Raw genomic sequence first — 10,008 nt, forward strand, 5'->3', positions numbered from 1 at the left:
GACTGGCAATGGAACCTCCGATGCCACGACTGGTTCCGGTGCGCAAAACCGTGCGTTGCATCAGGACGCGTTACGGATTGGAGGGCATCACCGTAAACACCAGGAACGACCATGTGGTTGTGCTCAACGAACGCCAGCCCGGGCTGCTGATCGAACTCGATTACGACTGGGCAGGGGACACTGTTCTTCAGCGCCTCGATCTCACCATCAGCACAGGAGACAAGCCAAAACGGATCCGCAAACCGGAGGGTGTTGCCGTCGATCCCGGTCGAAAAAGGATGTACGTGGTGAGCGATCGTGACGCGGATCTCTACGTGTTCCAACTCCATGACGACTGCTGAAAAGCGCCGCATTCTGATCACCGGTGCCAGCAGCGGTATTGGCCTTGAAGCGGCAAAAATTCTGCTGGCCCGAGGTGATGCACTCACCGTTGTTTGCCGCAATGCAAAACGGGCCGAGCTAACCCGCACCGCGTTATCGGGTTCCGTTGAGACATATATTGCAGATCTGGCGGACCTTACGTCTGTGGCCAAGGCGATCGAACAACTCCGCCGTGACCGGATGCCATTCGATGCACTGGTGCTGAATGCTGGGTTGCAATACGCCGGTCATCGCTCCCCCCGTTGGAGTGTACAAGGCATCGAACTCACCTTTGCGGTGAACCACCTTGCCCATCAACTTCTGGCTGAAGGATTGAAAGAGCAAACCCGAGCCATCGTGATCACCGCCTCTGAGGTGCACAACCCAACCACCGGCGGCGGACGGGTTGGTCAGCCTGCAGGCCTGGGCATGCTGCAGGGGCTGCGCCAGGGAGCTGGGGCCCCGATGGTGGACGGAGAAAGTCAGTTCAATGCAGATAAGGCCTACAAAGACAGCAAGCTCTGCAATCTTCTGATGGCCCTGCAGATCCACCGGCAGCGTCCAGGGGTGCCGATTGTGGCCTGGAGTCCAGGGCTGGTTATTCCACGGACATCAGGGGGGTTTTTCAGAAACAGTCTCCAAGCCAATCCCATGGGACAGGCCTTATTTGGATTTGTCGCCCGCGATCTATTGCAATTGACGGAAAGCGTTGAGCAGGCTGGGGCACTGCTGGTTCAGCTCATCGATGAACAGCTTCACCAGCCGGGATTCAGCTACTGGAGCAATGCGCTGTTGGGCCCTGGCCGGCATCAATTCAAAACAACAGAACCCTCCGAGGAAGCGAATGACAGCGATAAGGCGACGAAGCTCTGGACGTTGTCGAACGGTCTGATCAACTCTTTACTGGCGACATAAAACCAACTCTGAGAGTGATTTAAAACGCAGATCCATGACTTATTGATCTTCTGATTATCGAACTTATACACACGATTGGGGATCACACTGATGTTGACATCAAGGTCATCCGAGCCAAAGCCTTTGGCTCGTTTCAACATCTGATGATTGACCTTGTTCATAAAGGATTGATCCACGATATCTTCAGGTGCATTCAGTACAACATCCAGCCTTAGCCTTGCCTTGTTGTCGACAACACTGACGCTACTGTACATCAGACGAACTTTTGACCACAATCTCTGGTTGCCTTGTGCGATGGCTACATGTTTGAGTTGTCGTGGTTTGAAGCGACCAAATTCCGCATCCATCTCCTGCCGCAAACTGAAGTCATGCAATGCCGATAACAACGGCAGGCTCAGCAGCCTGAGCAATCCCAACCAGACCAAAAAATTGCGCCAACAGCTGCGGAATGAGCCGTAACGCTGCACCAAAAACACCACAAGGCTGGTGACGGTGATGGCGATCAGGTTGGCCAGGAGAAGCAGAAACGATCCCTCCACGATCTGATTGGTGAGACCCGCCACCGTTCCACTACCAAACACAGCCACCATTTTCGAGCCGAGGGTGAGGCGGATGCCGCTGACACAGAGCGGTAGCACAAGGGCGACAGCAATCGCCACCCCGGCAATCGAATTCGACAATTGTTTGCGGGTCATCGAGAACAACCCGGCAACCGCTACCGCAATGGCTATGCCGAGATCGATCAGGTTCGGAGACGTGCGGCTGGTGATCTTCGACTGCAAATGGCTGATCCCAAGTCCCAAACTGATCAACGCTGCGGTTCCAATAACCGCCAGAACGCCGAAGCCAATGGTGACGGTGGAACGTCGGATCAATTTTCCATCGCTGACGGCCAAACCAAAGGCCAGGCTGAGGATGGGATGGGGTCCATCAGAGGCGCGACGATCATGGCCCCGATCACAACCGCCGTGCTGTTGGAGATCAACCCAAGGGTGGCGATCACCGCAGAGCTGATCAGAAGAATGAAAAAAACAGCGGACCGGTGCTGGCCAGCATCGCTGGGGTACTGGTGATGAGGGATAGCTTGGGAGTAAAGAACGGTCTCGGCGCACTTTTGGTTTCAAGCGCAGTGGTTCTCATTGCTTTGCAGGCGAAAGAGACGAGCCAACCGAACCAGGGGGTCATCGCTGCTGAGCTCGGCTCATTGCAGACGGCTGCCATCAGGCTGCTGGGCGGTTGGCTCGGTCTGCTCCCCTTCCTCAACGGGATCTGGAGACAAACCAACCTGAAGCGGCGGGAGAAATGAAAGCTAGTGATCGCCACCGTGGTTGGAACCAACGGGGAAATCCTGTTGCAACAGGTTGTGCTGCAAACCATGCCCGTTGGAGAAGGGGTGACGCTGATGGCCACGGCGCCAGTGATGGCTCTTTTTGTGGGCCGAATGGGAGGAGACCCGATTCAGCTCTCTGGTGTGGCTGCCGCGGGGCTGGCCTTGGCCGGCGTGGCCTGCACCAGCCTCTGAAGGCTGGATTCCACCGCCGAAGCGGCAGCCTTGTTCAAGGCCAACACCACCAGATCAGCACCACAGCCCTGATCGGGACGCCAGGCATGGCTGGGAGCTGCTTCAAACCAGCTATTCAGCCGCGAACCCACCATCTGGATCTGTAACGGAAGCGTTTTGCTGGGCAACCAGACACGCCCCTTGAGTCGAACAACCTGGTGATCGCTGACTAGGTTGGGTAACAGCTGCTCAAGGGCCTGGCGGTCCAACGCCCCTTCGACGCGAACATTGCTGCCGACCATTTGGACATGGCTATGGTCATGATCGTGATGAGTGTGGTCGTGTTGCGTGGGCTTGTGCTCAAGGCCCAAAACAACAGATGTCTCCACCTGTCCCTGAGACACAGGGAGTAGAGCAGTGCCCGGGCGGACTTTGTCCTTGATCTGGCCCTGCACCTCAGCTATCGCTGATGCATCTAGGCAATCAGCCCGGCTGATCAAGATCAGGTCAGCAGCCTGGAGTTGATCCTCAAACAAGTCGTCGATCGCTGTGAGGTGATCGAGGCTGGGATCTTCGGCACGTTGGCGCTCCAGCGCTTCAGCATCAGCCACTGGGCTGCCCGCAGCCAAGGCCTCGCCATCCACCAGCGTCACCACACCATTCACATACACACGGCTGCGGATGGCCGGCCAATCCAAGGCCTGAAGCAGAGGGCGTGGCAAGGCCAGACCGCTGGTCTCAACAACGATCCCATCCAACTGATCCGCCCGTTCCAGCAACCTCTCCATCGTCGGGAGGAAGTCGTCTTGCACCGTGCAGCAGAGGCAACCGTTGTTCAGCTCAACCAACCGGCCGTCCACATCCTCCTCGGGACAGAAGCCACAGCTGCGGATCAGATCACCATCAAGCCCAACGCTGCCGAATTCGTTGACCATCACGGCCAATCGCTGGCCACCACTGGTGAGCAGATGGCGGAGCACCGTGGTCTTGCCGGCCCCAAGAAATCCGGTGATCACGGTCACCGGCAGACGCTTAGCCATAACGATTAAGGGCGGCAGCCCAGGCTCTCACGGGTTGAGACGCCACTGATCGGGTTGGATCCATCTGCCCGAACACAGAGGGCCCGCTGTTGCGGGAGATCGATTACGGCGTTGGTGAAATCAGCACCGTCGATCTGCGCGTCCGTGAAACGGCTCTGCATCATCATCGCGTTGGTGAAGTTGGCCCCCCGCAGATCCGCGCCCTCAAAGTGGCTAGCAAAGCCAACAACATCGGAGAGATCGGCATCACGAAGATCAGCCCCCTGCAGTTGCGAGGTGTTGATCACAGCTCCGCGCAGGTCCGTGCCGCTGAGATTCACCTCCCGCAAATCAGCCTTGAGGAACTCTTTTTCCTTGAGATCGAGACCGTGCATATCGGCGCTGATCTCCTGAACTGCGAATTGGCCACGCAACTCGGGAGCGGTGATGGCCTGCACTGATTCAGCCCAGAAAACGGTGCTGAACGCCAGCGTGATCACCGCCAGCAGCGAAGCCATACGTCGAAGGGCGCCCATGAGACCGGTAATTTGAGCAATTACGTTATGGCAACTGTCAGCGGAGCGAGTCGATATGGCCATGAGCTTGCGGGTGGTGGTTCCACCCCACCCCCTGATCGGTCATTGGCTGACGATGCTGCGGCACCGGGAAACCCCTGCTGCCCTGTACGCCACCGCCCTGCAGGAGCTTGGGCGGTGGCTCACCTACGAAGCCCTGCGGGACTGGCTGCCCCATCGCCGGGAAATGGTGCCCGGAATCCATGGAGACACCGAAGGCACACTCGTTGAGGCATCGGTACCGCTGATCGCCATTCCAGTGCTGCCAGCAGGCCTCGAGCTTTGGCAGGGAGCACGGTCCGTGCTGCCTGATTCATCCCTCTGTTTGGGGTCCTGTCCGGAGGAGATCGAAGCCAACGCCGGGGTGATTCTGTTTGTTGATCAGATCAGCGATGGTCAGGCCACCCTCGAGCTTCTGCAGGAGCTTCAGAAGAGAGGTGTGGATGGACGGCGGCTGCGGCTGATCACCGCGCTGTGCGCCAGTCCTGGACTGAAGCTGTTGGGTGAAGCGATTCCAGATCTAACGCTGCATACCGCCTGCATCGACGAAAACCTAGGGGAGCAAAGCGAGATTTCTCCGGGAATCGGTGACCCTGTGCGACGGCTGAACTTCAGATCTGGAAGGCGTGACTAACCTTCAGGAAGGTTGATCGCTCCTATGGCCCAGCAGCACGACACGGGCTCAGGCACCCTGGCCACTCTGGTCACCGGAGCAGTGTTCGGTGCTGCAGGCCTGGCCTGGTGGCTCCTCAATGAAGCCGACAAGCGCAGGCGCTATGGCGCGCAGAAATCGATGTTGCACGCACCGCGGATGCAGGACGGTTCTGAAGTGCTGGACAGCTCACCAAACGGACACCTTGAGGAACGGGTGGAAAAACTCAACGCTGAGATCGCCCGCGTTCGCGCCCAGCTCGAAGGTCTCGGAAGCGAAGGATGAGCGCTCGGTAGGTTGGCTTGATTGCCACTGGTCCGCTCCGTTCCATGCTTCGCTCCGACGCCGTCACCAAGGGGATTCAGCGGTCTCCCAACCGCGCCATGTTGCGGGCCGTGGGCTTTGGAGACAGTGACTTCGGCAAGCCCATCCTGGGCATTGCCAACGGCTACAGCACCATCACCCCCTGCAATATTGGGCTGAATGACCTGGCCAAACGAGCCGAGGAAGCAGCGCGGCAGGCCGGAGGCATGCCACAGATGTTCGGGACCATCACCGTGAGTGATGGAATTTCCATGGGCACCGAAGGGATGAAATACTCCCTGGTGAGCCGTGAAGTGATTGCTGACGCCATCGAAACGGCCTGCAACGGCCAGAGCATGGATGGGGTGCTGGCAGTCGGTGGCTGCGACAAGAACATGCCTGGCGCGATGCTGGCCATGGCGCGGATGAACATTCCTTCTGTGTTCGTCTACGGCGGCACGATCAAGCCGGGCAAACTTGGCGGCTGTGATCTCACGGTGGTGAGTGCTTTTGAAGCGGTCGGCCAGCTGACCAGCGGCAAGATCGATGAAAAGCAGCTCACAGCGGTTGAAAAAAACGCCTGCCCTGGGGCTGGCAGTTGCGGCGGCATGTTCACTGCCAACACCATGAGCGCCGCGATCGAAACGATGGGGCTCAGCCTCCCTTACAGCTCCACGATGGCGGCCGAGGACGAGGAAAAGGCCGACAGTGCCGCTCGTTCCGCTGAGGTGCTGGTGGAGGCAGTGAAAGCCAGCATCCGTCCCCTGGATCTGCTCACCAAGGAAGCCTTTGAGAACGCCATCAGCGTGATCATGGCGGTGGGTGGTTCCACGAATGCGGTGCTGCACTTGCTGGCCATTGCCCGCACGGCCGGCGTCGAGCTGAGCATCGATGACTTCGAACGAATCCGACAGCAGGTGCCAGTGATCTGTGACCTCAAGCCCAGCGGCCGCTACGTAACCGTTGATCTGCACAACGCCGGCGGCATTCCTCAGGTAATGAAGCTGCTGTTAGATGCTGGGTTGCTGCACGGCGACTGCCGAACGGTGGAGGGCAAGAGCTTGAAGGACTTGCTGGCAGATGTGCCGTCCGAACCGCCCGCCGGGCAGGACGTGATCCGCCCCCTGAGCAATCCCCTTTACGCCAAAGGACACCTGGCAATCCTCAAGGGCAACCTCGCCAGCGAGGGCAGCGTGGCCAAGATCAGCGGTGTGAAAACCCCTGTACTCACAGGCCCAGCCCGGGTGTTCGAAAGCGAGGAAGGCTGCCTCGCCGCCATCCTCGACAAAAAGATCAAGGCCGGGGATGTGGTGGTGGTCCGCAACGAAGGTCCCGTTGGTGGACCGGGCATGCGGGAGATGCTGGCCCCTACCTCAGCGATCGTTGGTCAAGGCCTGGGCGACAAGGTCGCCCTGATCACTGATGGCCGCTTCAGCGGTGGCACCTATGGCCTGGTGGTGGGTCACATGGCCCCTGAAGCTGCTGTAGGTGGAACGATCGGCCTGGTTCAAGAGGGCGACAGTATCACCGTCGATGCTGACCAGCTGCTGCTCCAACTCAATGTGGATGAGGCGGAACTGGAGCGCCGCCGGGCGGGATGGAGTAAGCCGGAACCGCGCTATCGCCATGGAATTCTCGGCAAATACGCACGGCTGGTCTCCAGCTCGAGCCGGGGGGCAACAACCGACCACGCCGAGTAAACTCGGCGTGGTCGGTTAAACAGCCGGTTGCACCAGAGCCCGTAAGCGCCGGCCCAATGCCTCAAGAGAGGCGGTAGCCTGAGGTGCTGCGCAACGCTGACCCGAAGCTCCATCCATCCAAACCGGATGACGCCCATGCCAGAGCATCGGGCGTTCGGGTTGGTCCCACCAGCTGAGCATCAGGTTGATTTCGTCGCCACTCCGGTAAATCTCCAGTTCAAGGTCCTGATCGGAACAACGCTGGCCTTCACCATCGCGGCATTCAATGCGCACGTGCAGATCGTCGATTTGTTCGGGAGCCGAAGGATCGATCAAAACCACCGCATGGCTCCAGGGCTTGAGGCAAACGTCAGCCGCCTTGGCAATCAACACCAGAAGGTCCATGGGCTCAGGGCAAGGCGCGGATTGAGCGGATCAGCATCCGGATGGAGCCAGCACGAAAACCCGGATTGAGATCCCCCGCATCGCCAAATTTCGAGTGCAACACCTGAATGCGGGTGATGCCACTGGGATCGAAGCGCAGCGGTAAGCCAATGGGCTTGGCCCGCACGGTGGGTCTGAGGTCGGCGAAAGGCACCACCACAGGGGTCACGCCAGCGGGTTGGGTCGGAACATCCACAACCCAACGGAGACCACCAGGAATCAGTTCGGTGAGTCCCATGGCCCTATCCCGGCAACCGAGGGCAATCTTCAGTGTTCGACCTTCTCCCTCAACATCCAGCTGAAGTGCCGAATAAGGCGACAGATCGAGCGCGGGCTGCAGGCGGGGGGAACGGCAGCTCACGAACCCACCACCGGTCTCCACCAGGTCCCCCTCCAGAACGAGTCCGTCAGGGGTCACGCGACAGCCGGCACGGGATCGGCCGCCCATGATCGTGTCATTCAGGCTGGCCCAGTCAGCAAAGTCGCTGCCCTGGAAAAGAATCTGCTCAGAGGCCGGCGGCTGCATCCTGATCGGCAAGGACCAGCACATCACTAGCAGGTTGAACCAGCCGAGCGGGGGTGCGATCGGAGGATTCGAAGGGATCCACCAGTCGCCTGAGGGCCTCCTGTTTTCCGGCCCCACTAACGAGGAAGATCACCTGACGGGCGGCACTGAGCACAGGAGTCGTCAACGTGATTCGATCCAACCCCTTGCCGCGTCCGATGGTTGTCCAGCGATCCAGCACCCCTGGAGCCTCAGTGCCGGGGAAAAGAGATGCGGTGTGGCCGTCATCCCCCAGTCCCAGCAGCATCACATCGAACACCGGTGGTGCTCCTGAGCAAAGCTGAGAGATCTGATCAGCAAAGGCCTGGGCACTGGCCTCAGGACTGTCCAGCTCCACAGTGGGCACCGGGTGAAAAGCGGCGGCGGCTCCAGGCCCGGGGGAGAGCAGGGTGCGTCGCAACATGCCGGCGTTGCTGGACTCATCGCCGGCAGCAACCCAGCGCTCGTCACCCAGGACGACGTCCACCCGATCCCAGGGCAGCCGCTCCTGACCCAGCAGGGAATAGGCTCGGGCCGGCGTACTCCCACCGGAAAGTGCGATCTGGCAGCGATCGCGTTGATCCAACGCCAGGTCAATTTGGGCGGCAACAGTTTCACAGGCCTGGCGGGCGAGGTCCTGAGAATCCTTCGCCCGCTCGATGCGGTAGTTGGTCATCGCTCAACCACTCAGCTGAGCCATTCGGTGTGGAACGTGCCCTCCTTGTCGACTCTTTGGTAGGTGTGGGAGCCGAAGCAGTCGCGCATCGCCTGAACTAGGTTCTGAGGAAGACGACCGGAGCGGTAACTGTTGATGTAGTCGAGGGTGCTGCTGAAGCAGGGAACAGGAATGCCGGCCTCGGCAGCACCAGCCACCACTTGAGCCAGTCCGGGCAGCCGTCGGTTGATCTGCTCAGCGAACCAGGCATCCACCATCAGGTTGGGCAGCTGGGGATCCGCGTGGAAAGCATCCTGAATGCGCTTTAGCAGACGGGCCCGAATGATGCAGCCCCCCTTCCAAATCTGAGCGATTGAAGGCATGTGGAGCTCATAATTGAGATCTTGGGAGGCAATGCGCAACAATTCCATGCCCTGGGCATAACTGGCGATGCAGCTCAGAACCGTGGCATCCATCAACGGAGCCATGGCGTCGTCAGGTGTCCCCAGGTCAAAGTCCTTGATGGCAGGACCTTGGAGGATTGATTCCGCCGCCAAGCGCTGTGGCTTCATCGAGCTCATCACCCGTGCATTGAGGGAGGCATAGATGGTGGGCACCGATGCGCCCATCTGTAGCGCCGTCACCACGGTCCAGAGTCCCGTGCCCTTCTGGCCAGCCTGATCGGTGATTTTTTCCACCAGATCACTGCCATCGACGGGATCTTTGGTGCGGAGACACACCTCGGTGATTTCCACCAAATACGAGGACAACTCTTCTGTGACATTCCATTGACCCAGAACGTCGGCCATCTGCACACCGCTCATTCCCTTGACCCGTTTCATCAGGTCGTAGCCCTCGGCGAGGATCTGCTCGATGCCGTATTCGATCCCGTTGTGGACCGTTTTGACCAGATGTCCTGACCCCCCGGGACCGATATAGGTCACGCAAGGTCCGTCTTCGACCTGGGCCGCCATCTTGTTCACGAGGCTCTCGATGGCCTCGTAGGAGGTCTTGGTTCCTCCGGGCATCATGCTCGGCCCCTCCAGGGCACCTTTGGCGCCACCGGACACACCCATACCGATGAAGCCGAAACTCTTGCTCTCGAGTTGCTTCACCCGACGTTCGGTGTCGTGGTATTCGGAGTTGCCTCCATCAATCAGCAGATCGCCTTGTTCAAGATAGGGAGAGAGCTGATCAACAACGGCATCGACGGCAGGCCCCGCCTTCACCATCATCAAAATCCGGCGAGGGCGTTCTAGCTTGCCAACGAAATCTTCGAGGTCAGTGGCGCCCTGAATGTTCTTGTCCTTGCCACGCCCCTGGAGGAAGTCTTCGGTTTTGGCATAGGTGCGGTTGTAGAC

Annotated in this window: 13 protein-coding genes and 1 pseudogene; 7 read left to right on the top strand and 7 right to left on the bottom strand. The window is 59.3% G+C overall.

The window, feature by feature from the left end:
- A pseudogene (locus tag ACGVJ8_RS06885) lies at positions 1-341 on the top strand (hypothetical protein); the annotation flags it as partial.
- Entirely contained in the window at positions 328-1,275 is a 948-nt protein-coding gene (locus tag ACGVJ8_RS06890; protein ID WP_392346659.1) for an SDR family NAD(P)-dependent oxidoreductase, read from the top strand. The pseudogene ACGVJ8_RS06885 and the gene ACGVJ8_RS06890, both read left to right, overlap by 14 nt.
- Here the strand turns inward: ACGVJ8_RS06890 and ACGVJ8_RS06895 are convergent.
- On the bottom strand, positions 1,170-2,171 hold the full coding sequence (locus ACGVJ8_RS06895) for a DUF389 domain-containing protein (protein WP_392346661.1): 1,002 nt from the start codon (positions 2,169-2,171) through the stop codon (positions 1,170-1,172). The genes ACGVJ8_RS06890 and ACGVJ8_RS06895 overlap by 106 nt on opposite strands.
- A 233-nt stretch (positions 2,172-2,404) precedes the next feature.
- Between ACGVJ8_RS06895 and ACGVJ8_RS06900 the strand changes: the two genes are divergently transcribed.
- Entirely contained in the window at positions 2,405-2,581 is a 177-nt protein-coding gene (locus ACGVJ8_RS06900) for a hypothetical protein (RefSeq protein WP_392346663.1), read from the top strand.
- An 18-nt stretch (positions 2,582-2,599) separates the two neighbouring features.
- On the top strand, positions 2,600-2,797 hold the full coding sequence (locus ACGVJ8_RS06905) for a hypothetical protein (protein WP_392346665.1): 198 nt from the start codon (positions 2,600-2,602) through the stop codon (positions 2,795-2,797).
- Here ACGVJ8_RS06905 and cobW read toward each other — a convergent pair.
- Complete coding sequence (gene cobW, locus ACGVJ8_RS06910; protein ID WP_392346667.1) at positions 2,734-3,816, bottom strand: cobalamin biosynthesis protein CobW; 1,083 nt, start codon at positions 3,814-3,816, stop codon at positions 2,734-2,736. The two genes, ACGVJ8_RS06905 and cobW, sit on opposite strands and share 64 nt — an antisense overlap.
- A 5-nt stretch (positions 3,817-3,821) precedes the next feature.
- Entirely contained in the window at positions 3,822-4,313 is a 492-nt protein-coding gene (locus ACGVJ8_RS06915; RefSeq protein ID WP_392346683.1) for a pentapeptide repeat-containing protein, read from the bottom strand.
- Positions 4,314-4,386: 73 nt separating this feature from the next.
- On the opposite strand from ACGVJ8_RS06915, the gene ACGVJ8_RS06920 reads away from it, so the two are divergent.
- From ACGVJ8_RS06920 to ilvD, 3 genes are read left to right on the top strand one after another with little or no spacing between them, the layout of a single operon-like run.
- The gene (locus tag ACGVJ8_RS06920) at positions 4,387-5,004 is read left to right on the top strand and encodes a uracil phosphoribosyltransferase (RefSeq protein ID WP_392346669.1); all 618 of its coding nucleotides are present in this window, start codon (positions 4,387-4,389) and stop codon (positions 5,002-5,004) included.
- Between the two features lie 24 nt (positions 5,005-5,028).
- Entirely contained in the window at positions 5,029-5,307 is a 279-nt protein-coding gene (locus ACGVJ8_RS06925; RefSeq protein ID WP_392346671.1) for a hypothetical protein, read from the top strand.
- A gap of 44 nt (positions 5,308-5,351) precedes the next feature.
- Entirely contained in the window at positions 5,352-7,025 is a 1,674-nt protein-coding gene (gene ilvD, locus ACGVJ8_RS06930; protein ID WP_392346673.1) for a dihydroxy-acid dehydratase, read from the top strand.
- Positions 7,026-7,040: 15 nt separating this feature from the next.
- Here ilvD and ACGVJ8_RS06935 read toward each other — a convergent pair whose 3' ends face one another.
- The 4 genes from ACGVJ8_RS06935 to gndA all read right to left on the bottom strand — a co-directional run.
- The gene (locus tag ACGVJ8_RS06935; protein ID WP_392346675.1) at positions 7,041-7,409 is read right to left on the bottom strand and encodes a hypothetical protein; all 369 of its coding nucleotides are present in this window, start codon (positions 7,407-7,409) and stop codon (positions 7,041-7,043) included.
- Positions 7,410-7,413: 4 nt separating this feature from the next.
- Entirely contained in the window at positions 7,414-7,974 is a 561-nt protein-coding gene (locus ACGVJ8_RS06940) for a CIA30 family protein (RefSeq protein WP_392346677.1), read from the bottom strand.
- Positions 7,955-8,668 (bottom strand): 6-phosphogluconolactonase, encoded by a 714-nt coding sequence (pgl, locus tag ACGVJ8_RS06945; RefSeq protein ID WP_392346679.1) that lies wholly within the window; start codon positions 8,666-8,668, stop codon positions 7,955-7,957. The genes ACGVJ8_RS06940 and pgl overlap by 20 nt, the downstream gene beginning before the upstream one ends.
- A gap of 11 nt (positions 8,669-8,679) precedes the next feature.
- Positions 8,680-10,008, bottom strand: a 1,329-nt coding sequence (gene gndA, locus ACGVJ8_RS06950; protein ID WP_392346681.1) for an NADP-dependent phosphogluconate dehydrogenase, incomplete at its 5' end; no start/stop codon positions are given.

The organism is Parasynechococcus sp., from assembly GCF_042954245.1.
Lineage (GTDB): Bacteria > Cyanobacteriota > Cyanobacteriia > PCC-6307 > Cyanobiaceae > Parasynechococcus.